The organism is Marinobacterium ramblicola (assembly GCF_019084545.1).
GTDB classification, from domain to species: domain Bacteria; phylum Pseudomonadota; class Gammaproteobacteria; order Pseudomonadales; family Balneatricaceae; genus Marinobacterium_D; species Marinobacterium_D ramblicola.
Window position 1 is genome coordinate 58621 of record NZ_JAHREP010000007.1, and the last position, 20827, is coordinate 79447.

18 protein-coding genes, 1 tRNA gene and 1 other RNA gene are annotated in these 20827 nt (G+C 60.2%); 11 read left to right on the top strand and 9 right to left on the bottom strand.

Annotation, left to right across the window (positions count from 1 at the left end; genetic code table 11):
- Window positions 1-81: 81 nt before the first annotated feature.
- Window positions 82-804 carry a proteasome-type protease gene (locus KQ940_RS06995; protein ID WP_217412725.1) on the bottom strand — a complete coding sequence of 241 codons (723 nt, stop codon included), beginning with the start codon at window positions 802-804 and terminating at the stop codon, window positions 82-84.
- A 136-nt stretch (window positions 805-940) separates the two neighbouring features.
- Between KQ940_RS06995 and KQ940_RS07000 the strand changes: the two genes are divergently transcribed.
- The 3 genes from KQ940_RS07000 to KQ940_RS07010 all read left to right on the top strand — a co-directional run bounded on the left by KQ940_RS07000 (window position 941) and on the right by KQ940_RS07010 (window position 1903).
- A tRNA-Arg gene (locus KQ940_RS07000) sits at window positions 941-1017 on the top strand.
- Window positions 1018-1064: 47 nt separating this feature from the next.
- Window positions 1065-1187: non-coding RNA, RtT sRNA (locus KQ940_RS07005), on the top strand.
- A 194-nt stretch (window positions 1188-1381) separates the two neighbouring features.
- On the top strand, window positions 1382-1903 hold the full coding sequence (locus KQ940_RS07010; protein ID WP_217412726.1) for a hypothetical protein: 522 nt from the start codon (window positions 1382-1384) through the stop codon (window positions 1901-1903).
- A gap of 85 nt (window positions 1904-1988) precedes the next feature.
- On the opposite strand, the gene KQ940_RS07015 is transcribed toward KQ940_RS07010, so the two are convergent.
- Both KQ940_RS07015 and KQ940_RS07020 read right to left on the bottom strand, forming a co-directional pair.
- Window positions 1989-2360, bottom strand: a complete 372-nt coding sequence (locus KQ940_RS07015; protein ID WP_217412727.1) for a thiol-disulfide oxidoreductase DCC family protein — start codon at window positions 2358-2360, stop codon at window positions 1989-1991.
- 128 nt (window positions 2361-2488) lie between these two features.
- The gene (locus tag KQ940_RS07020) at window positions 2489-2944 is read right to left on the bottom strand and encodes a hypothetical protein (protein WP_217412728.1); all 456 of its coding nucleotides are present in this window, start codon (window positions 2942-2944) and stop codon (window positions 2489-2491) included.
- Window positions 2945-3099: 155 nt separating this feature from the next.
- On the opposite strand from KQ940_RS07020, the gene KQ940_RS07025 reads away from it, so the two are divergent.
- From KQ940_RS07025 to KQ940_RS07040, 4 genes are all read left to right on the top strand, one after another.
- Window positions 3100-4182, top strand: a complete 1083-nt coding sequence (locus tag KQ940_RS07025) for a TRAP transporter substrate-binding protein (RefSeq protein WP_217412729.1) — start codon at window positions 3100-3102, stop codon at window positions 4180-4182.
- A 261-nt stretch (window positions 4183-4443) separates the two neighbouring features.
- The gene (locus tag KQ940_RS07030; RefSeq protein WP_217412730.1) at window positions 4444-6390 is read left to right on the top strand and encodes a TonB-dependent receptor plug domain-containing protein; all 1947 of its coding nucleotides are present in this window, start codon (window positions 4444-4446) and stop codon (window positions 6388-6390) included.
- Window positions 6391-6449: 59 nt separating this feature from the next.
- Window positions 6450-7007, top strand: coding sequence for a YfiR family protein (locus tag KQ940_RS07035; RefSeq protein WP_217412731.1), 558 nt, complete (start codon window positions 6450-6452; stop codon window positions 7005-7007).
- Window positions 7004-9079: a putative bifunctional diguanylate cyclase/phosphodiesterase gene (locus KQ940_RS07040; RefSeq protein ID WP_217412732.1), complete on the top strand. Its 2076-nt coding sequence runs from the start codon at window positions 7004-7006 to the stop codon at window positions 9077-9079. The genes KQ940_RS07035 and KQ940_RS07040 overlap by 4 nt, the downstream gene beginning before the upstream one ends.
- 78 nt (window positions 9080-9157) lie before the next feature.
- On the opposite strand, the gene KQ940_RS07045 is transcribed toward KQ940_RS07040, so the two are convergent.
- Both KQ940_RS07045 and KQ940_RS07050 read right to left on the bottom strand, forming a co-directional pair.
- On the bottom strand, window positions 9158-9784 hold the full coding sequence (locus KQ940_RS07045) for an outer membrane beta-barrel protein (protein WP_217412733.1): 627 nt from the start codon (window positions 9782-9784) through the stop codon (window positions 9158-9160).
- Window positions 9785-10014: 230 nt separating this feature from the next.
- Window positions 10015-10806, bottom strand: coding sequence for a TIGR00266 family protein (locus KQ940_RS07050; protein WP_217412734.1), 792 nt, complete (start codon window positions 10804-10806; stop codon window positions 10015-10017).
- A gap of 229 nt (window positions 10807-11035) precedes the next feature.
- On the opposite strand from KQ940_RS07050, the gene KQ940_RS07055 reads away from it, so the two are divergent.
- The 3 genes from KQ940_RS07055 to KQ940_RS07065 are packed head-to-tail and all read left to right on the top strand — an operon-like array spanning window position 11036 to window position 15317.
- Window positions 11036-11992, top strand: a complete 957-nt coding sequence (locus KQ940_RS07055) for an AAA family ATPase (protein WP_217412735.1) — start codon at window positions 11036-11038, stop codon at window positions 11990-11992.
- Window positions 11989-13209, top strand: coding sequence for a DUF58 domain-containing protein (locus tag KQ940_RS23050; RefSeq protein WP_217412736.1), 1221 nt, complete (start codon window positions 11989-11991; stop codon window positions 13207-13209). The genes KQ940_RS07055 and KQ940_RS23050 overlap by 4 nt, the downstream gene beginning before the upstream one ends.
- Window positions 13206-15317 carry a transglutaminase TgpA family protein gene (locus KQ940_RS07065; RefSeq protein WP_217412737.1) on the top strand — a complete coding sequence of 704 codons (2112 nt, stop codon included), beginning with the start codon at window positions 13206-13208 and terminating at the stop codon, window positions 15315-15317. Before KQ940_RS23050 ends, KQ940_RS07065 begins: the two co-directional genes overlap by 4 nt.
- On the opposite strand, the gene KQ940_RS07070 is transcribed toward KQ940_RS07065, so the two are convergent.
- The 3 genes from KQ940_RS07070 to KQ940_RS07080 all read right to left on the bottom strand — a co-directional run bounded on the left by KQ940_RS07070 (window position 15318) and on the right by KQ940_RS07080 (window position 18711).
- Window positions 15318-17600, bottom strand: coding sequence for a putative bifunctional diguanylate cyclase/phosphodiesterase (locus KQ940_RS07070; RefSeq protein ID WP_217412738.1), 2283 nt, complete (start codon window positions 17598-17600; stop codon window positions 15318-15320). It lies immediately after the preceding gene.
- Window positions 17601-17760: 160 nt separating this feature from the next.
- A complete protein-coding gene (gene efpL, locus KQ940_RS07075) occupies window positions 17761-18327 on the bottom strand; it encodes an elongation factor P-like protein EfpL (RefSeq protein ID WP_217412739.1) in 567 nt (188 codons plus the stop codon).
- 15 nt (window positions 18328-18342) lie between these two features.
- A complete protein-coding gene (locus KQ940_RS07080; protein ID WP_217412740.1) occupies window positions 18343-18711 on the bottom strand; it encodes an aminotransferase-like domain-containing protein in 369 nt (122 codons plus the stop codon).
- Between the two features lie 242 nt (window positions 18712-18953).
- Between KQ940_RS07080 and KQ940_RS07085 the strand changes: the two genes are divergently transcribed.
- Window positions 18954-19844 carry an EamA family transporter gene (locus KQ940_RS07085; protein WP_217412741.1) on the top strand — a complete coding sequence of 297 codons (891 nt, stop codon included), beginning with the start codon at window positions 18954-18956 and terminating at the stop codon, window positions 19842-19844.
- On the opposite strand, the gene KQ940_RS07090 is transcribed toward KQ940_RS07085, so the two are convergent.
- On the bottom strand, window positions 19838-20776 hold the full coding sequence (locus tag KQ940_RS07090; RefSeq protein WP_217412742.1) for a 2-hydroxyacid dehydrogenase: 939 nt from the start codon (window positions 20774-20776) through the stop codon (window positions 19838-19840). The two genes, KQ940_RS07085 and KQ940_RS07090, sit on opposite strands and share 7 nt — an antisense overlap.
- Window positions 20777-20827 lie beyond the last annotated feature (51 nt).

Below are 20827 nucleotides of genomic sequence, written 5' to 3' on the forward strand. Positions count from 1 at the left end.
AAAACTGCACCAAAAAACTGGTCAGGGATTATACCGGCAAAAAAGCCCGCACGAAAAGGCGGACCTTAGTCTTGCGACAGGTTAAAGCTCGGTATTGGGCAAACGGTTGAACAATTCACGTATGCCTTCGCCCCAGGCTTTACGCAGGGCCAGAAACTGCTCATCCTCAGCACTGATCTGGCGGGTACGCTCCAGGCTATAGCTGTCCTTGTCGTAGATCAGCACATCCAGCGGCAGGTCGACCGTCAGGTTACTTTTGATCGTTGAGTCCATTGAGATCAATCCGCAGGTCAGCGCCGTTTCCAGCGGAGTATCGGGCTTGATGATGCGATCCAGGATCGGCTTGCCGTATTTGAACTCGCCGATCTGGAAGAACGGGGTCTCGGCACTGGCCTCGATAAAGTTGCCCTGTGGGTAGATCAGGAACAGGCGTGGTTCCTCGCCACGGATCTGGCCGCCGAGCAGCAGGCTGCAGCCGAGATCGACCCCCTGGCTCTGCTGCGGATGAGTGTCGCGATCGATGATCTCCCGCATCAGCCTGCCGATATACGCGGCCTCGTCATACATCGACGGCAGCGTCATCAGGTTCTCTTCGGCCTCTTCAATACGCCGCTTCAGCAGTTCGACGATACTCTGGGTGGTGGCCAGGTTGCCGGCACTGAGCAGCACCAGGGCATGGTCGCGGCCGTTGCCAAAGGTAAACAGCTTGCGAAAGGTGGATATATTGTCCACGCCCGCGTTGGTTCGCGAGTCGGCCACACACACCAGCCCCTCGGCCAGTTTCATCGCAACACAGTAAGTCATGGCGGCAAGCCCAAAATTAAGTTGCGCTTATAGTATGGCCGCGCCCTCCCGGCCGTCCAGCACCCGCGCAGAGGAAATCGCGCTTGCAAACCGCACACAGATCGGTAACATTGCGCTCCGCAAACACTTCCTTTGCGCGCCCGTAGCTCAGCTGGATAGAGTAGCAGGTTCCGATCCTGTTGGTCGGGGGTTCGAATCCCTCCGGGCGCGCCAGTTTTTCAATATCTCTCCTACGTTCAGTATCCTGCTGATGCCTTTTCAGTGCTTCGACGCCTGGAGGGCGACAATCCCCGATGGGTTCGAGTCGAGCGTAGCGAGACAACGTTGCCGCAGGCAGCGGCCCGAAGGGCGAGGCGAAGCCCAGTAATCCCTCCGGGCGGCCAGTTTTTCCAGTCAATTTCTTACTACTTCTTCCCTTTCGCTGTTTAGACGGCGGGTTTACCTTTTTATTTCGTGCTGACCACTCGGTTTCGCTGCGGCCTTTCCTCCCTGCACTACACTTAGATACCTGAAGGCTACGCAGAACTCCTGCGAAGACTTCCATCGAACGTGTCCATCATAAAAACGGGAGACGAAGATGAACAGGTTGATTGGTGGACTGGTATCCGGATTGATTCTGGTCTCGCCTGCGGTACAGGCCGAGGATGAGCAGGCTTTGATCGAACGCGCGCGGTCTGCGGCGCCCTCCATGGTGAGTGCGGATGCAACCGTGATGTACCAGGGAAAAGTATTGGCGGAAGGGAGCAACGGTTGGGTCTGTCTGCCCGAGACGTTGCCGGGCGATAACTCGCCGATCTGTAATGATGCGGTGTGGATGGAGATGCTTCAGGCAGTAGGCAGCAAGGCGCCGTTTGAAGCGAAGCAGATGGGGTTCTCTTATATGCTTCAAGGCGATGGTGGGGTAAGTAATTCTGATCCCTATCATGCTGACCATGCCAGTGCCGAGGACTATATCAAGGAGGGGCCTCATTTAATGATCGTTGTGCCAAAGGCGGCGCTGGGCGGGATCACGACGGATCCGCATGCTGGAGGGCCTTATGTGATGTGGGGTGATACGCCCTATGCACACATCATGATTCCGGTGGGTGAACGCGAGTAGCGCGTAGCGCGGATTAGGCTGGAGAACCTCAGGTCAGAAAGGAAGCGGCGTTGTTGCCGCTTCCTTTCATTATTGAACGCTCATCTCAAATCCGACCCTCTTTTCTGAGCCGTCGGGTTACCCACCGGTGGTATAGCCGGCTTGCGACCGGTCTTATCAGCGGCAGACCGATGATAAGACCGAGCAGCCGGTAACGGGGGATGCGGGCCATCAGCACACGATAGGCATCCAGCTCCGACAGAATACGACCGTCCGCGGTGCGGATATGCAGCTCCGTCAGCGCCTTGCGCGGGTCGATACCCAGCTCGATCAGCTCCTGCTCCCGCCCCGTTATGTCGAACCACTCGACGCGCTTGCCTGCTTCGGGATCCAGTCGTTCGTAGTTTTTGCGATCCCGTCTACAGCGGGGACAGGCGCCGTCATAGTAAACGGTGATCTTGTGCTCCGCGTCCGGCATAGCCAGCCTCGTTCAACTCTTATGGTGATCTGAGTTAAGGCTAGTCGATGAATTGCAGGCGCACAGGGGTAGACCGCAGCGAGGCTTCTGGTTGCCGCTATGTTCAGCACCGGTCTCAGGCTATCGACCTAGCGCGACCAGAACTTGTACTCCAGCTCCACGCCTATGGCGTCGTAACCAGCAGAGTCCTCGCCCAGCATGCAGCTGTGGTGGGTGTATTTGGCGTTGGTGCGGAAGCGCTCGTCGCCACTCTGGTAGATGTTGACGCGCATGCCGAGGTTCGAGGTCCAGCGCTCGTCGACACCGCCGCGCTCGCACTGGGGGCTGAGTTTTTTCACGTGGTCCAGACCCAGGTAGACGCTGGCATCCTTGAAGAACATGCCGGATTCGGCGGCGAACAGTTTGGGGACGAACGCCAAGGCGGCGCCGAACACCAGTGCCAATATGATCCCTTTGAGAACGCCTAGGCCGGTCCTGGTTTTGAAGTAGTCGATCCACTTGCTTGGTGGTATGACGATGGCGGTGATGATAAGCACTAGCGCGACCGCTGCCAAAACGAACTGCACGGAACTGGGAAGGTTCATCGCTTCCTCCTTGAATCGGTTGTGACTGGAGGTACTGAGTATATATAGCGTCGTCGTATGGCGTCAGTTGTACTGGGGTTCAGAACCGTGCGGTGTCGGGTTACTATCTGTCCGTTGATCGAACAGTCAAGATAACTACAAACGGACTTAATAAGATGAAAACACGCATTGCCCTGTTCAAACCGGCTGCGCTGCTCGCGGCGTTGCTGACGTTCGCGGGAGCGTCGGCGCAAGCCGAAGAGAGCTATACCCTCAAACTCGCCGAGACCTGGGGGCCCAACTCCCCGATCCTGGGTGAGACAACCCAGCATATGGCGGATATGGCTGAGAAGATGTCGGCGGGCCGACTGAAGATCCGTATCGACTCCTCCAACAAGCACAAGGCCCCCTTCGGTATCTTCGATATGGTGAAGTCGGGTCAGTACGACATGGGTCATACCGCGTCCTACTACTACAAGGGCAAGGTGCCCAACACCATGTACTTCACCACCGTGCCGTTCAGCATGACAGTACCGGAGCAGTACGCCTGGTTCTATCACGGCGGCGGTATGGAGCTGATGCAAAAGGTGTATGAGCCGCACGGCATGCTCTCCTTTCCGGGCGGCAACACCGGCAACCAGATGGGTGGTTGGTTCCGCAAGGAGATCAACTCGGTTGAGGATCTGAAGGGTCTGAAGATGCGTACCCCGGGCTTTGCCGGTGAGGTGATGTCCGAGCTGGGTGTTGCGGTGACCAACATTCCGCCGGGTGAGCTCTACACCTCGCTGGAGCGCGGCACCATCGATGCGCTGGAGTGGGTCGGTCCGGCACTGGATCTGCCGATGGGCTTCCATCGCATTGCCAAGTACTACTACTCCGGCTGGCAGGAGCCGGCGGCCGAGGTACAGTTCCTGGTCAACAAAAAGGTTTGGGACGGACTGCCGGAGGATCTGCAGGAGATCCTGCGCGTGGCGATGCGTACAGCGGCTTACGACATGTATACCCAGAGCACCCATATGAACAGCCTGGCCTGGGACAAGATGAAGGAGGAGTACCCGGACGTCACTCACAAAGTGTTCCCGTCCGAGGTGATCAAGGCGTTGCGTGACACCACCGAGCGTCTGCTGAAGGAGCAGGCTGCAGCGGATCCGCTGGCGGCCGAGATCATCGACAGCCAGCAGAGCTATCTGCAGCGGGCTCGCAAGTGGACCAATATCTCCGACAAGGCCTATCTGGACAGCCTGTCGATCGTGGAGTAATACGCCTCACCGCGTCTTGGTGGCAAGCCCCACCTACTTTCGGTGGGGCTTTTTGCGTCGATTGCTATCCGACATCTGTATCAATGTATCCATGGTAAAAAAATGGTAATAGATACCCTTGGCATGTGCGTGCTTTGCATGCCTGTTTGCGATGGCGTATTGGGGTTCTGTACCGAGGGGTAGATAGCTGTGGGCTACCATTCTTTAAGCGATAGGCTGGAATACAGAGAGACCAGTCGCCGCGCTCTACGAAAATCGTTGTTGGCACTGTTGATTGCCTGCCCCGTGTGCGCTTCCGCCGTTGCCGAAGAGGAGGTCGATCTCTCGGCGATGTCATTGAAAGAGCTGATGTCGCTGGAGGTGTTCACATCGGCCTCGCTGCTGCCGACCCAGATCAACCGGGCGCCGGGAACCGTCTATACCTTTGATCGCAGCGATTTTGCCCGTTTCGGCGTACGCAGGCTGGATGACCTGCTGGCATTCGTGCCGGGATTGCAGTTGAACCAGTATCGCAAGCGGCATCGGTCGATCTGGTCGCGGGGGATGATCGACCGTTACAACGATAAGATGGTGTTGATGGTCGATGGCGCGCGCATACGCCACCTCTACTATGGCCATTTTTCTCTTGGCGACAATCTGCCACTGGAAGCGATCGAGAGGGTGGAGGTGATACTCGGCCCTGCATCGAGCCTTTATGGCGCCAACGCGCTAAGCGGCATTGTCTCGATCACCACCCGTGAGTTCAGTAGCAGCGATAGCCTGGGTGCAACCCTGGAAACCGCCAACAACGACCGGGGCAAGGGTACGCTGCTCTATAACAGCGAGCGCCTCCAGGCGTTCGGCAGTTACCTGCAGCAGGATGCGCCGTTTCGCGAGGGACGCAAGAGCTTCATCGGTGGGGATACCGTTCAGCCGCTGGACGAGGAGTTCGGAAACCTGCTGGTCAAGGGCTCACCGATCGATGGACTGACGCTGTCGATGAACTATGCCAGGGAGGAGACCCCGTTCCTGTTCATACCCGATACCCAGGATGCCTATGTCGACGCCGAATCGCTGGTGCTGTCGGCGAACTACGAGCGCGGGAGCGTCGAAACAGGCCGTATTGAAAGCACCTTCTACTACCATCTGGACAACGCCCGCGAATACGAAATCGAGAATACGGGCGATACTCTCGGCTACGAGGAGTATCAGGACGCCTGGATGGCCGGCGGTAAGGTGACCGGGTTCAAACGCCTGGACCGGCATGTGCTGGCCGCGGGGGTCAGCTGGGAGCATGAGTCGGCGGAGAATACCCGTTATCAGCGTAACTACCATTTTGCGGCCGGCTATCTGACGCCGCCGGAGACCGGTGATCTATTGTCGAGCCCCGGTATCTCAAACGACGATTATGCATTCTATCTGCAGGATGTCTGGAGTCTCGCGCCCGAGCTGGACCTGACCCTGGGCGCACGTTACGACAAGTTCGAGGAGTTCGGCGGACACTGGAACCAGCGCGCCGCCCTGGTATACACCCCGGAAAGTTCGCAAACCTGGAAGCTGCAGTACGGCAGCGCGATTAGAACGCCGACCCTGCGCGAGTATCTGAAGGTGCTCGAAGGTACCAGCTTCGTGCCGCCGCCACTGGAGCCGGAGGAGATCGAGCAGATCGAGCTCGGCTATCTCTACCAGTGGGATAACGCCAACCTCAGCCTCAACCTGTATCGAAGCGAGCTGACCAATTTCATCATCGAGATGCCGACACCGGATGATGCCGATGAGTACTTTGCCAATACCGATGTGAAAGTGCAGCTCAACGGTATGGAAGCGCTGCTCAATGCCAAACCATCCGAGCATCTGAACCTGAGGGCAGGTCTGGCCTACCTGGAGCGGGTCGATGGCGATCAGGCGATACCCTATGTCTCCAGCTGGACCGGCAGTCTGCAGATGGACTATCGCTTTAGACCCTCGCATACACTGGGTTTTTCGCTGATTTACAATCAGGCGCGGGATGACTGGAACGGTTTCAGCGAGGACGATGAGGGCAGTTTCTACATCGCCAACCTCTACGGCTTTGGTTATCTGGCGCCGGACTGGTCCTATGCCTATGGGATAGACAATCTGTTCGATCGACGGGTATACGATCCGGCTGCCGACTTCGGCAATAAATACAGTAACGAGCGTAGTGAGCGTGAGATCTGGTTGCGCCTGACCTGGGATATGACGCTTTGATCCGATTTCGCTGGACTCGAGCTCTCGATGCACGACGCAGCCGACTACACAGGTTGGCCGTGTGGTCGCGGCTATGCCTGATCGGTGTGCTGTTCTCGTCAGTCGCTCTGGCCGGTCCGAGCGATGAGCGGGTAAGTCGTGTAAAAGCGGCATTTATCCTGAATATTGTAAAGTTCGTCGGTTGGCCCGCCGAGCGGCTGCCGGTTCCGGCCGACGCATTCACCTTGTGTTACTACCGCGAGGACTTACTCGGTCCCGGTGTCGAGATGATCCTGAACAAAAGTGTGAACGGACTGCCGATGGCAAGCAGGTTGATCCAGAACCTGTCGACGAGTGACGGGTGCAGAGTGTTGCTGATCGCTGCCGAACAGCTGCCGCAGTATATGGCGGAGATATACGGCTCCACTGAGCGCAAACCGGTGCTGACCATCGCCGACCTGACCGAAGAGGAGGGCCAGGGTGTCGCGTATTCGGGGGTGATCATGAATCTGGTCCGGCGTGGTAGCAGCATCGGATTTGAAATCGATACCAATGAATTGAAAATGCGTCAGCTCTCCATGAGTTCAGAACTGCTTAAACTTGCCCATATTATCGACGCTCCAAGGAGGGCCAAATGAATCTGGGGCGCCGTTCGCTGCGGCGCAAGCTGACGGTTGTGCTGATTCTGGTCAGCACGGCGGTGCTGGCACTGGCAAGCCTGGGATTTGCCGTCAACGACTGGAACAACATGCGCTCGACCATCTTCGACCGGATGGGGGCGCAGGCGGCGATTATCAGCGGCAATAGCGTTTCTGCTCTGCTGTTCAACGACACGGAGTCGGCCCGACGAACCCTGGCGACGCTTGAAAACGACCAGGAGATCGTGGCGGCGATGCTGTTCGATGCGCAGGGCGAGCCGTTTGCCAGCCATATGCGCCAAGGGCAGGCGCTAAGCCTGGAGCTGCCGCCCAGAGAGCGGGGCGATTTTCGCGGTTACCTCTATGTCAACAAACCGGTCGTGTTCGATGGCGAACAGCTGGGGCGGGTGGTGCTGCTGTTTGAACCGAAACAGTGGGATGCACTGCAGCGGGAGCGTCTGAGCATCGTGTCGGTCCTGTTCCTGGTGTCGGTTTTGGTGGCCGTGGGCCTGGCCAGCCTGTCGCAACGCTTCGTTACCGCGCCGATCCTGCAGCTGGCGAAAACAGCCAGGGGCATCACACGCACACGGAACTACCGGTTGAGGGCGCAGTGCTCCACCTCGGATGAGATCGGTGAACTGGCGGATGATTTCAACGCCATGCTGGATGAGATCGAACAGCGCGACAGGGAGCTGCAGCAGGCACAGTCAGAACTGGAAGCGAAGGTCAGCGAGCGAACCACCGAACTGCTTGAGTTAACCCGGCAGTTTGAGCATCAGGCGTTTCACGATGCATTGACCGGCCTGCCCAACCGGATGACATTCGATCGCGATCTGGAACGCAGTATTGCGATTGCACGGCGCACAGGGCACCAGCTGGCAGTGATGTTCCTGGATCTCGATCGTTTCAAGGCGATCAACGACACCCTGGGCCATGCAATCGGTGATCGCCTGCTGGTTCAGCTCGCCAAACGGTTGAGCGGATTGCTGCGCGAAACGGATACCCTGGCCCGACTGGGTGGTGACGAATTCGCTGTTCTACTGGTCGAAACCACGCCCGATGCGGCGGCCGAGGTGGCGGGGAAGCTGATCCAGGCGATCAATCAGCCGGTGGAGATTGATGGCTACAGCCTGCGTGTCACCACCAGCTTGGGTATCAGCGTGTGTCCGGACGATAGCCAGGATGCCGGTACATTGCTGAAAAATGCCGACACTGCGATGTACTTCTCCAAGGATGTCGGCCGTAACCGCTTCAGCTTTTACGCCAAGGAGATGAACGCCCGTTCGGAGCGTCGATTGATGCTGGAGGGCAAGCTGCGCAATGTCGTGGCCGAGCAGCGTCTGCAGGTGTACTACCAGCCCAAATATGACGCCATGAGCGGCAGTATCGCCGGTGTAGAGGCGTTGGTGCGCTGGTTCGACGAGCATGAGGGCAGCATCTCCCCGGAGGAGTTTATTCCCCTGGCGGAAGATTGTGGCCTGGTCGGCGAGATCGATGAGTTCGTTACCTGGCGCGCCTGTCAGGATCTGATGTCACTTGCGGCGGGAGGGCGCCCTGCCCTGACGCTGGCGGTGAACTTTTCCCCGGCGCATTTTATCCATCGCGGCCTGCATGAGCGGATCGAGTTTACGCTGAACAGCACCGGTTTTCCGGGTGAGCTGCTGGAGGTGGAGGTGACCGAGGCGGTGGTGGCGTCGGAGGAGGCGCATCTGCATGAGTACCTGAACCAGATACGCGGGCTTGGCGTGCGCCTGGCAATCGATGACTTCGGCATCGCTTACTCCTCGCTCAGTCGACTGAAGCAGTTGCCGATCAACACGCTCAAGATCGATCGCTCGTTCATTCGCGATATCGGTGACGATAGCGACGATGAGGTGATCGTTCGCACCATCATCGATATGGCGCATAACCTGAATCTCAAGGTGGTCGCCGAAGGGGTGGAAACCCAGGCTCAGTTGGATTTCATCCGTCGTCATGGTTGTGATCAGGTGCAGGGCTATCTGTTCAGCAAGCCGATGTCGATCGACCAGTTGAAAGCCTTGCTTGAGGCAGAGATCGAGGTTCCGATCTGAAGCTGATAGTGTCGACGTACATAAAAAACCGCAGCAGGATGCTGCGGTTTTTTACATCGAGCTTGGCGAGCCGCCTGACTAGAAGCGGTAGGCAAGGCCGACGGACAGGGTGTCGATGTCCAGATCCTCACCGAGCATGTCCAGCATGTAGCGATTCCACTGCGCGTTGACCGATACATTGTCATTGAACGCGTAGCTGGCGCCCAGACCGAGGTAGGGATCGGTACCGTCATCGAGTTCACCCGAACCGCTGGTGAAGGTGTCGCCATCGATGGTGATGGTGCCGGAGAAAGAGGCATCGGATTGCCAGCTCAGCATACCGGCACGGGCGAACAGGTCGACGGAATCGGAGACCGGCAGATCGCCGCGCACGCCGAAAAAGACACCGGTGGCGTCGATGGCGAATTTGCCATCGATAGAGAAGCTGCTGCCGAAAACAGTGCCGCTGATCGGAGCGTTGGTTGAGATCGTGCTCTCGCCCAGATCGACGTAGCCCAGTTCCGCGGAGAAGTAGTCATTGAAGCTGTAGCCAACGCCGATGCCGTACATGGTATCGGTTTCATCGACCGAGAAGCCCGGCGCACTGCCGAGATCGAAGTCGGACTGACCCAGGTCGCCGAAGACGTAGACGCCTTGGGCCGAGGTGGCGGTTGCGAAGGTGGCAGAAGTGGCGGCAAGCGCCAGAATGGCAAGGGCCTGTTTCATCCTTTGAATCCTCATAAGAAAGCACTATCCAGTAGTTGAGTCGGCTGTAGGGATCAGCCATCAACCCCGCGGAGTGTACCAGTATTCAATTTGGACAAATCTAGGAAAAATTCCTAATTGTCCGACTGGCGTCGGAAATGCCTGACCTCCATCAAGTTGCGCTCAGATTTGGCGGGCGCACCGGATTCGGCGAGGTCGACGACTCCGGTAGCCAGTATCGGCCGCTGAAATCAGCGGTCGCCATCGATCAGCCGGCCCAGGCCGCCGAGGACCGAGCCTTCGCCCTTGTCGCTGCCACCTGAGCTCGGCGCGCCGGCGATGATCCGATCCGCCATGCGCGAGAACGGCAGGCTCTGCAGCCAGACGGTACCGGTACCGCGCAGGGTGGCCAGGAACAGCCCTTCGCCGCCGAAGATCATCGACTTCAGGTTGCCGGCGCGCTGGATGTCGTAATCGATCCCCTCGGTAAAACCGACCAGACAGCCGGTATCGACACGCAGGGTTTCGCCGTTGAGCTTTTTCGGTACCACGGTGCCGCCGGCCTGGATAAAGGCCATGCCGTCACCCTCCAGGGTCTGCAGGATAAAACCCTCGCCGCCGAACAGGCCGGAGCCGATACGGCGGTTGAAGGCGATGCTGACCTTGGTGCCCAGCGCGGCACAGAGGAAGGCGTCCTTCTGGCAGGTGATCCTCTGCCCGATCTCCGCCATATTGAGCGGGACGATATTGCCGGGGTAGGGCGCGGCGAAGGCGACTCGGCGCTTGCTGGCGCCGCGGTTGGTGAAGTGAGTGGTGAAGATCGACTCGCCGGTGAACATCCGCTTGCCGGCGGAGAACAGCTTGCCCATGATCCCTTCGTCGGGGTTGGAGCCGTCGCCCATTTTGGTCTCAAAGTCGATATCCTGCTCCATGTAGGTCATGGCGCCCGCTTCGGCGATCACCGTTTCGCCGGGATCGAGCTCTACCTCGACCAGCTGCATCTCGGCGCCGATGATCTCGTAATCTACTTCATGGCAACGCATCTTGTGTCTCCTGTGTCCATTCCCTGTTCGGGTTGCTGAAGGTATGACGTTGAAAGTATGAGTGCCATTCTAGCCGCAAGGTTCGATTGACGGGACCTTTCTCAGCCCTTACCCTCGCAGCAGGAACAGGAGGTTCCATCGGCGAGTTACAGGGATAGTTATTCGTCATCTCTCTCCCTAGAGCGGACCGCCTTCTGTTCCTCCCCACATACCGAGTCGGAGGGCCAGGATGAGCGACACCCGCAAGCTGTTCAAGTCTCTGCACGATAATATGGCGCGCGCCATTGTCGGCAAGCACCGTACCCTGACGTTCAGTCTGATCACCCTGATCTGCCGCGGCCACCTGCTGATCGAGGATGTGCCGGGGCTGGGTAAGACCATGCTGGCGCGGGCGCTGACCCGCAGTATCGACCTCGATTTCCGTCGCATCCAGTGCACACCGGACCTGATGCCCTCCGATATCACCGGCGTGTCGATCTTCAACCAGCAGGAGCACCGCTTCGACTTCGTGCCGGGGCCGGTGTTCTGCAACGTGCTGCTGGCGGACGAGATCAACCGCACCTCGCCACGCACCCAGTCCAGCCTGCTCGAATGCATGGCCGAGTCACAGGTGACCGTGGAGGGGGTGACCCGGGCTCTGCCCGAGGTGTTCATGGTGATCGCCACGCAAAACCCGGTGGAGTACCACGGCACCTATCCGCTGCCGGAGGCGCAGCTGGACCGTTTTTTCATGCGCCTGTCGATGGGCTATCCGGACCGGGAATCGGAGATCCGTATCCTGCAGCAGCAGGCGTTGGGCCATCCCATCGATACGCTTGAGCCGGTGATCGGCATCGCCGAGCTGCGCCAACTGCAGCAGGCGGTGGAACGGGTGCATATCGATGACGCGGTACTGGGCTACATCGCCGACCTGGTACGCGCCAGCCGTGAACATCCGGACCTTGAGCTCGGTGCCAGCCCCCGGGGTGCGCTGGCGTTGATGAGGGCGGCACGGGCGGCGGCGCTGATCGACGGTCTCGACTATGTGACGCCCGATCAGGTGGTCAAGGTGGCGGTGCCGGTGTTGGCCCATCGACTGATCCTGAGCCAGCCGGCGCGGATGAAGAAACTGCGCGAGGAGGATCTGGTTCGTGCCCTGATCGAGCAGGTTGCGCCGCCGGTACTGAACGAGACGCAGAAGCTGTGAACCCCGCCGCGTTACGCCGGGTACTGCACAACCCCGGCTTTTGGCTGGGGATGCTGACCCTGGGTGTGCTGCTGGCGGCCTATAACACGGGTGAGGTCAGCCTCTACCAGTTCGGCGTGCTGCTGGTTGCCACGCTGGTAGCCGGGTACTGGTTGCCCAGCCGCAACATTCGCGGCGTCAGCGTCAGTCGCCAGCTGCCCGAGGAGAGTCACGAAGGGGATGAGATCGAGGTGACACTCAGGTTGAGGGCACGGGGTTTCTTCGCCCGTTACATGTTGCAGATACGTGATCTGATGCCCTTTCTGGACCAGCCGGATTATCCGGTGCTGATAGCGCGGCTCTCCGGCACCCAGCAGTTTCGATACCGCATCCGCTGCGAGCGGCGCGGTGTGCATACCATCGGGCCGCTGGTGGTGCGGTCCGAGTTTCCGCTGGCCCTGCTCAGCGTCTCGACCCGCCTCGACGACAGCCTGACCGAGATGCGTGTCCTGCCCAGTACCTTTCCCATCTCCGGTATGCCGCTGTCGGGGCGCGGCGGTTTTCCCACCGACAGTCACCAGATCGGTCCGGTGAGTCGCGGCCAGGACAGCTTTGCCGGGGTCAGGGAGTATCGTCGCGGTGACAGCATGCGCCATATCCATTGGCGCGCCTCGGCGCGACGCGGCGAGTGGATCGTACGCGAGTACGAGCAGATCGAGAATGTGGAACTGATCGTGGTACTCGACGCCCAGCCGGAAGCGAATGTCGGCCGCGGGCGGGAGAGCTGCTTCGAATATGCGGTGCGTATTGCGGCTTCTCTGGCGCAGTTCGCCATCGACAACGGACACCGGGTAGGTGTGTTCTGCCTGCAGCCATCCGGCGCCCGCTGGCTGGCGCCGGACAGCGGCTGGCATCACTATCGCCACCTGCTGGAGTATCTGTCCGAGGTCGAGGCGGATTGTCGACTGCCCTATCTCCAGGCTGTGGAACAGGCTGCCGCCCTGGCCGGGCGACAGGGACGGCTGCTGCTGTTCCATACCGTAGAAACGCCTGGGGATATGCCGGCAACACCGCTGCCGAGCCAGCGTATCGATCAACGGCCGATGCAGGTGCTGTTCGATGCCGGCAGTTTCCGTCATCCCCCCGGAACCGACCCGGACCGCCGCTCAGGCCCGATTGGCGATAGTCTGTACTGGGTGCAGTCAGGGGCGAATCTATCGGAGGTGTTTGGCAGATGACGCGACTGTCCGCCGGCGTTTTCCTGTCGCTGTGGCTCATGTTGACCCTGGCACTGTTTGGCTGGGCGGCGAACCTGTTCAGCCTGCTCTCCGCTTTCGCTCTGTTCACCGGCTACTGCTACAACCTCCAGCCCCAACCCTGGATGCGGGTGATGAAGCTGATCAGCGTCGGCGCGGGAGTGTTGCTGGTGCTGCCGCTGTTTTGGCAGGGGCAGTTGCTGAGCGCCCTGTTGAAACTGGTGATATTTCTGCTGCTGGCGATCGGTTTCACCCTGGCTACTCGGCGTGAGGTGTTCATGCTGATCCTCGGCTCGGTCGGTTTGATGCTTTATGCGGTGATCGAGCAGGAGAGTTTCGCCCTGCGGCTGGTGGCCTATCTGTTCAGTGTCGTGCTGGTGCTGATGCAGTTGCAGCTGTCCGCTGTGCGGCAGCAGGTCGCTCAGTATCAGGGCGCCGGCAGCGCGCTGGCGGCGGTACCGGTCTTTGTGATGATTCTGCTGCTCTCGGCGCTGTTGTATTGGCTGCTGCCGCAACCCGAACCAGCGCGATACGAGCTGCTGCCCCAGGGGTTGGAGCTGCGATATGGCGACCGCCAGTGGGAGGCGATGGCGGATCAACAGGCGACGGCTGGCTCCGGCAGTAGTGGCAGCAGCAGTGGCAGCAGTGGCGAGAGCGGCTCAGGGGGTGTTGGACCGGAAGGGACAGCCCGGACGGCATGGGGTACGGAGTCTGTGCTGAGGCTAGGTGCAGGGGGCGGGGACACCGCGCCGGAGCTGCTGCTGAGGGTCGAGGGGGAGCGGCCGGCGTTCCTGCGGGCCTTGGTGTTCGACCAGTTTGACGGTTCCAGCTGGTCGCGCACACACCCGGCCGGCGGCGACAGCTTCTATCGTCTGAACCATGGCGTATTTGACCGTGACGCAACTGCGCGGCGTGAGGCAAGGCGACAGCGCATCGAGGTGGTGGAGACGCCGGGCACGGCGTTACCGCTGATGCCTCATGCTTTTCGTATCGAGCTGCCGGCAACCGTACTGCGCATCGATGCCCAGGGCAATCTCTACCTGCCGGACAGGATGGAGCCAGGACTCAAATATGAGGTGTTGTCGACTCAGGGGCGGGTCGATGGTCGGCGGCTGTTCCCGGACCCGGTCAAGGGGGGCGATTGGTTGCAGATACCCGCGGTGGCGAGGCCGCTGTGCGAACTGAGCCATCGGTTGGCGAGCGGACGTGAACCGATGGCGGCGGCGAGGCAGATCGAGTACTACCTGTTGCACGATCTGGACAAGCGCGAGTCGGCCGCGGGGCTGTCGGACTTCAGCTGGCTGGATCCGCAGTGGTTTATGGAAAATGGCCTGAGCGCCGGGCAGAAGCTGAGCCTGATGGTGCTGATGATGCGCTGCGAGGGTGTCCCCGCGCGTATCGCCACCGGCTACAGCTCCAAACTGCAGCACCCCCTGAGCGGCATCTGGGAGGTCACCAGCGAGCATGCCGGCTACTGGTCCGAGATCTATCTGCCGGGTCAGGGGTGGGTGGTGTTCCTGGTCAGCGATAAGCCCGGTGAGGAGCCGGGCAGCTGGCTGGAGCGTGCTCTGGATTACGCCAACCAGTGTCTGAAACGGGACAACATCAGCCTGACCCAACGACTGATATTGCTCAGCCTGAGGCCTGTGCTGGAGTCGGCGTTGGCGTTTGAGCGGGCGCGATTGACCACCAAAGCGCTGCTGATTACCGGTTTCCTGCTGCTTCTGTTGTTGGTATGCCTGGCCTGGTATTACCGGCGGCGGATCGGGGACTGGTGGTTGCAGCGACGGCTGCTGGCGCGCCTCGAGCGTGAACCGGAACGGGCCGCGATTCACCTGTTCGCGGCGCTGGAGGCCTGGATGGCGCGAAGGGAGCAGCGGCGCTATCGACATGAAACGGCCAGCGCCTGGCTCGGTCGGCTGGAACTGGATTATCCCTGGCTGGGTGAGTTGCTGCCGAGCATCGGCAGCGCATTCAATCATCAGCGCTACGGCAAAGATGCGGGTGTGATGGATGCGCGCCAGGCGCGTCAGTGGTGGCGTGAGTTCCAGCGCCTGGCGGCGCAGCATGGGTGGAACCTCAAGGGTTGATCAGATCGGTCTGTTCAAGTCCCCGTCATTGCGGCTAGAGGTGGCGAACGCCAGCAATGACTCGGGATCACTGGGTTTGGCGAACAGATAACCCTGCAGAAGCGGACAGCCCATCTCGGTCAGGATACGGGCCTGTCCCTCGGTCTCCACACCCTCGGCGATAACGCCCAAGCCAAGGCTCTGTGACATGGCGAGAATCGCGCGGATCAGCTCTCGATCATTGCCGTCGCTCTCCATATCGCGGACGAAGGTGCGGTCGATCTTGACCGTATCGACCGGAAAGCGTTTCAGATAGCCCAGACTTGAGTATCCGGTACCGAAATCGTCGATGGCGATGCTCAGGCGTAGCATCTTGAGCCGCTGTAGCGTTTGCAGAATCGTCTCAGGATCGGCCATCAGCGTCGACTCAGTGATCTCAAGTTCGAGCTGCCGGCCGTCGAGATCGTACCGGGCCAGCGTCTGCTCCACGGTGTGTACGAACGCCAGGTTTTTGAGCTGAAGCGCCGAGGCGTTGACCGCGATCGTCACGCGCTCCAGTTCGCTGCCGCGCCAGCGTAACAACTGCTCGCAGGCCTGCTCCAGCAACTGCTCGCCCAGCGGCAGGATCAGCCCGGACTCCTCCGCTACCGGGATGAAGTGATCGGGACTGATGAACCCCTGGCCGGGCCGGTACCAGCGCACCAGCGCCTCCACCGACACGATGCGACGTGACTCGGCGTCGACGATCGGTTGGTAATGGAGTACAAACTCCCGGTTCTGGATCCCGTGGCGGATGTCGTTCTCCAACTGCAACCGAGCCAGTGCGGTGTCATCGTCCTCGCGCGAAAACAGGTGGATGCAGTTGCGACCGTCGCGCTTTGAACGATACATGGCAGCATCGGCGTGCTTCATCAGGCTGTCCGCATCCTGGCCATCCTGTGGGTAGAGGGCGATACCGAAGCTGGCCGTGATCACCAGTTCGAGATCATCGAGCCGGCCCGGCGCGCTCAGGCTATCGACGATCTTGCGTACGATCCGTATCGCCTGTTCACCGGAGTCGACATCCTCGAGCAGCAGCACGAACTCGTCGCCGCCGAGACGGCAGACGGTATCGCTGGCCCTCAGTGTCGAGGTCAGCCGCCGAGCTACTTCGCATAACAGCTTGTCGCCGCTGCCGTGTCCGAGCGAATCATTGACACGCTTGAAGTGGTCCAGATCCATGAACACCACGGCGAAGCGGTGGTTGCGACGCTGACCTGCCGCGCAGGCGTGTGCCAGGCGATCGGCAAACAACATGCGGTTGGGCAGGTCGGTCAGGGCGTCATGGTGGGCCATATAGGCCATTTTTTCCGCCAGTTCGCGGGACTCGGTGACATCGCAGGTGAGGCGGGAAGAGGCGAGATTGAGTTGTTCCAGCACGCAGGAGAGCAGGATCGGCGGTAACAGGGTCAGCACCAGCGCGGGATAGAAGGATATCAGCAGATCGACCCCAGTCGCGCTGGAATGGGGGAGGGTGCCGGTCGAAATCAGCCGGCCGAGCAACAGTGTACAGCCCAGTACCGTGACCGCCGTGCCGGCGAACTGGCCGCTGATCGCGACCAGCATCAGGGTGGCGGAGATGTAGATGAAAGCATTATCAAGCTGCAGCGAAGCCTGGCCGGCCAGCGCCCATACTGCTGTGATGGCGAGCAGCGTGTAGGGCTGCTTGAGCAGAGCACGGAGTGGGTTGGAGCCACGGGCCAGCAACAGCACCCCCAAGGGCAGTATCGCGGCGCTGCCGATGGCGTGTCCTGCAAACCAGTACAGCCAGGGCGAAGCCGGTACGACACCGCCCTGGGTTGCGGGCATAAGGGCGAACAGGCCGGCACCGATCGCCGCCGGAATCAGGCTGCCGCAGAGCAGGGCTCTCAGGAACTGCTCGACCTGGGTGACGCAGGGTGCTGGACGGCAATAGCGCTTCAACAGCAGGGCGCCAACGAGTATTTCACTCAGGTGAGCGGGCAGGGGGATCAGCGCCGAGGCGCTGTCGCCAAGTGCGAACAGCTGGGCGCCGAGGCTTGCCAGCGCTGTCGTCAGCAGTAGGGTCGGCCAGTTGGCGAGCGGCCGTGACAGCAGGATGAACAGGGCGATGGCGTTGGAGAACCAGAACAGGGGCGTATCCTGTTCCTGTCGGTACAGCGAGAGGCTGGCCACGGCAGAGTAGAGATAACTGAGCCCGATCAGTAAAGGCCAGAACAGTTCCTGCGGTATGAACGTGGTACGCGTAACGCTTTTTTGGGTTAACCCCTCGACTGATCGATGCATTCCCTGGTGTGCCTTATCGTTCTCTGCCAGTGTGCACCGATGCGCCCGGAACCTGTGTCCGGGCGAAACGGTTACCAGCTTATAACGGCCTAATGCACTGATTCTTTATGACAAATTTAAATTGATGCTACCTGGTGACGTTTTCGAGTGTTCGCCTCCCTTATGCCCGGGAGCTGAACTTGCCGGTCTCGGTGTTGATCTTGACCTTCTCGCCGGTCTCCAGATATTCGGGTACCTGCAGCTCCAGGCCGTTGGCGAACTTCGCCGCCTTGGTGCGACCGGTGGCGCTGGCCGCCTTCATGCCGGGCACGGTTTCGACGATCTCCATGATCACGATCGGCGGCAACTGGATGGCGATGGCATTACCGTCCACCAGTGACAGCATGATCCCCTCCATGTTCTCGACCAGGAACGGCAGTTGGTCTTCGATCACCGAGCCGTTGATGCCGTACTGGCTATAGTCCTCGGCATCCATGAAGTAGTACAGGTCGTCCTCGCGGTAGAGGTAGGACGCCTTGCGCCGCTCCAGCGCCACCTCCTTGAGGATATCGTCGCCGACGTAGGTGGCCTCGTGCTTGCCGCCGCCCGGGATCTGGCTGAAACGGACACGGTACAGGGTGGAGGCGCCGCGTGCGGTGGGGTTACGCACGTCGATACTCTGGGCCATCATCAGTTTGCCGTCGATATCGACGACCTGGCCACGCTTAAGTTCGGATGCCTTGGGCATGTTGACCTCGAAAAATCAGGGATGTTGTATAAGACCGATCAGTTGTTGCAGGGCATCGCGCGCCGGATATCGGCCATTCTGTTCATAGTCCAGTGGCCAGCCGGCGTTGATCCTCAAGCAGTCCTGGTACAGTGAGAGCGTGGTGAACTCGCAGCCTGGGCGAATACCCAGCCCTATCTCTCTGGCTCGCCGATTCAGCTCCCTGCAGTTCAAGCCGGGGCTCTGCAGCCAGAGTACCAGTCCCCCGGAGGGGTGGCTGAGCGCAATATTATCCGCTAGGGCGTTTTGCAGGAAGCTCTGGTAGGCGGATATCTGCTGTTTTAACTGCGAGCGTACTTTCTGCAGGTGAGTATGGTACTGCCCGGTCCCGATAAAGTCGGCCAATGCCGCCTGTGACAGTGCGTTGAGACCGAATTGTCCAACCGACCGATGTTGACGATAGCCTTCCAGATAACGCCCCGGCAGACACCAGCCGATGCGCCAGCCGCTTGTATCGCACCCCTTATCTTCCCGTCAGCTCTATCTCTCCAATAACTGTATATGTTTTTTTGTCAAAAACTGCATCTGTTTACTTTTTTGGCCGGCGCGATAATCCCCTCCTAGCTGTTTAACGGGGAGTCAGAATCATGCGAACTCAGGATCTGTTGATCGGTCTGGCGGTGATGTGTCTGTGGGGCGCCAACTTTTCGGTGATCAAACTGGGCGTCGATCAGCTCGACCCGCTGTTGCTGGCGTGTCTGCGATTTACGCTGGCCACCTTTCCGGCGATTCTTTTTGTTCGGCGACCGGCGGTGGCGTGGCGTTACCTGCTCGCGTATGGGGTGGTGTTCGGTATCGGTGTCTGGGGCATGGTGACCTGGTCGATCGAGGCGGGTGTATCCGCTGGTATGGCGGGCTTGCTGCTCCAGCTCAGTGTGGTGTTCAGCCTGTTGATCGGTGTGCTTTGGCTGCGGGAAAAGCTTGGGCTGAAGTCTCTTGCCGGGGCGTTGCTGGCGATCCTGGGGCTGTCGGTGAGCCTGATGCTTGAAGATGGTTCGGTGACGACCGCTGGATTGGCCCTGGTCATGCTGGGCGCCTTCAGTTGGAGTCTGACCGGCGTGATCGTCAAACGTTCGGGAACAGAGCACGTATTCGCGTTTAGCGTCTGGGGTATGCTGTTTGCGCCCCTGCCGCTGTTCCTGATGGTGTGCTGGCGGCTGGGGCTCGATGGCGCACTGCAAGGGGCGCAACAGCTTAATGCCAGCGCCTGGTTTTCGGTGCTGTTCCAAGCCTACCCGACCACGCTGCTGGGCTACTGGCTGTGGAACCGCTTGCTGGTGCGCTACCCCCTGTCCAGGGTAGCGCCTTTGACGCTGCTGGTGCCGGTGTTCGGGTTGCTCGGCAGTGCGATTTTCTATGCCGAACAGGTCGGTACGATCAAGCTGATCGCCTGTCTGTCGATTTTGGCGGGCCTGGTTGTCAGTCAGTGGCAACCGGGTTGGACAGGGCTGGTGATGCGCAGGCGAGCGGTTCAATAGCCCCGTTGGTAATCCACCGCCGACGGTAGAGTGTTGGTGCTCAGGTAGCGGCGGATGTTCTGCTGCACGATACGGCTGGCGCTGCGGATATCGGTGGGCCCGGAGATATGTGGTAGCAGAGTGATCGACGGATGCGCCCAGAGTGGGCTGGTCGGCGGCAGCGGCTCCTGTTCGAACACATCGAGCACGGCGTGCTTTAGCGCGCCGCTGTCGAGCCGCTCCACCAGCGCGTCGTAGTCGAAGATCGCGGCGCGGGCGAAGTTGATGAGGCTGGCGCCGGGTTTGAGCTGGTTCAGCCGTTTGGCATCGATCAGCCTACGGGTCTCGTCGGTCAGCGGCAGCAGGGCGACCAGGATATCGCATTGGCCGAGCATGGGCTCCAGCTGATCGGTACCGGCGTAGTGCGATACGCCTTCAATCTGCTGTGGCGAGCGGCTCCAGCTGCACACCTTGAAACCGTTGGCGCGCAATCTGTGGATCGCCGCCTGCCCCAGGTTGCCGCTACCGAGTACACCCACGCTGCGCTCCGACGCGGGCGTGTAGAGATGCTGCTGCCAGACTTTCTGTTGCTGTTGGCGGGCGTAGGTGGGCATCTCGCGATGCAGGTAAAGGGTCCAGGCCAGTACCGCCTCGGCCATCACCCGCGCCAGTTCCGGATCCTGCATCCGCACGATGGCGATCCGTTCCAACTCCGGCATCCCTACCATCTTCTCCACCCCGGCCCAGAGGCTCTGCACCCAGCTCAGGTTGGGGAAACGGCGCAACTCCTCCGGCCTGGGGTTGGCGACGATGGCAAACCCGGGGGTCTTGGCCTGCTCGTCGCTGAACCGCTCCGAGGCCAGGATCTCCAGTTCGGGCAGGGCGGCATTCAGGCTTTCCCGCCAGAGTGCGTGCTCGGCGGGGTCGATATCGGCGATCAGCGGTATCTGCATCGGGGGCTCCAAAACGGCAGAGGGGGCGTCCGTCGCCCCCTTAACATCGGT

Excerpts from the sequence above, each read along its gene's own strand:
- KQ940_RS06995 (WP_217412725.1), bottom strand. The coding sequence starts at position 804 with ATGACTTACTGTGTTGCGATGAAACTGGCCGAGGGGCTGGTGTGTGTG.
- KQ940_RS07085 (WP_217412741.1), top strand. The coding sequence starts at position 18,954 with ATGCGAACTCAGGATCTGTTGATCGGTCTGGCGGTGATGTGTCTGTGG.
- KQ940_RS07010 (WP_217412726.1), top strand. The coding sequence starts at position 1,382 with ATGAACAGGTTGATTGGTGGACTGGTATCCGGATTGATTCTGGTCTCG.
- KQ940_RS07040 (WP_217412732.1), top strand. The coding sequence starts at position 7,004 with ATGAATCTGGGGCGCCGTTCGCTGCGGCGCAAGCTGACGGTTGTGCTG.
- KQ940_RS07025 (WP_217412729.1), top strand. The coding sequence starts at position 3,100 with ATGAAAACACGCATTGCCCTGTTCAAACCGGCTGCGCTGCTCGCGGCG.
- KQ940_RS07015 (WP_217412727.1), bottom strand. The coding sequence starts at position 2,360 with ATGCCGGACGCGGAGCACAAGATCACCGTTTACTATGACGGCGCCTGT.
- KQ940_RS07050 (WP_217412734.1), bottom strand. The coding sequence starts at position 10,806 with ATGCGTTGCCATGAAGTAGATTACGAGATCATCGGCGCCGAGATGCAG.
- KQ940_RS07065 (WP_217412737.1), top strand. The coding sequence starts at position 13,206 with ATGACGCGACTGTCCGCCGGCGTTTTCCTGTCGCTGTGGCTCATGTTG.
- KQ940_RS07045 (WP_217412733.1), bottom strand. The coding sequence starts at position 9,784 with ATGAAACAGGCCCTTGCCATTCTGGCGCTTGCCGCCACTTCTGCCACC.
- KQ940_RS07090 (WP_217412742.1), bottom strand. The coding sequence starts at position 20,776 with ATGCAGATACCGCTGATCGCCGATATCGACCCCGCCGAGCACGCACTC.
- efpL (WP_217412739.1), bottom strand. The coding sequence starts at position 18,327 with ATGCCCAAGGCATCCGAACTTAAGCGTGGCCAGGTCGTCGATATCGAC.
- KQ940_RS07020 (WP_217412728.1), bottom strand. The coding sequence starts at position 2,944 with ATGAACCTTCCCAGTTCCGTGCAGTTCGTTTTGGCAGCGGTCGCGCTA.
- KQ940_RS07055 (WP_217412735.1), top strand. The coding sequence starts at position 11,036 with ATGAGCGACACCCGCAAGCTGTTCAAGTCTCTGCACGATAATATGGCG.
- KQ940_RS07070 (WP_217412738.1), bottom strand. The coding sequence starts at position 17,600 with ATGCATCGATCAGTCGAGGGGTTAACCCAAAAAAGCGTTACGCGTACC.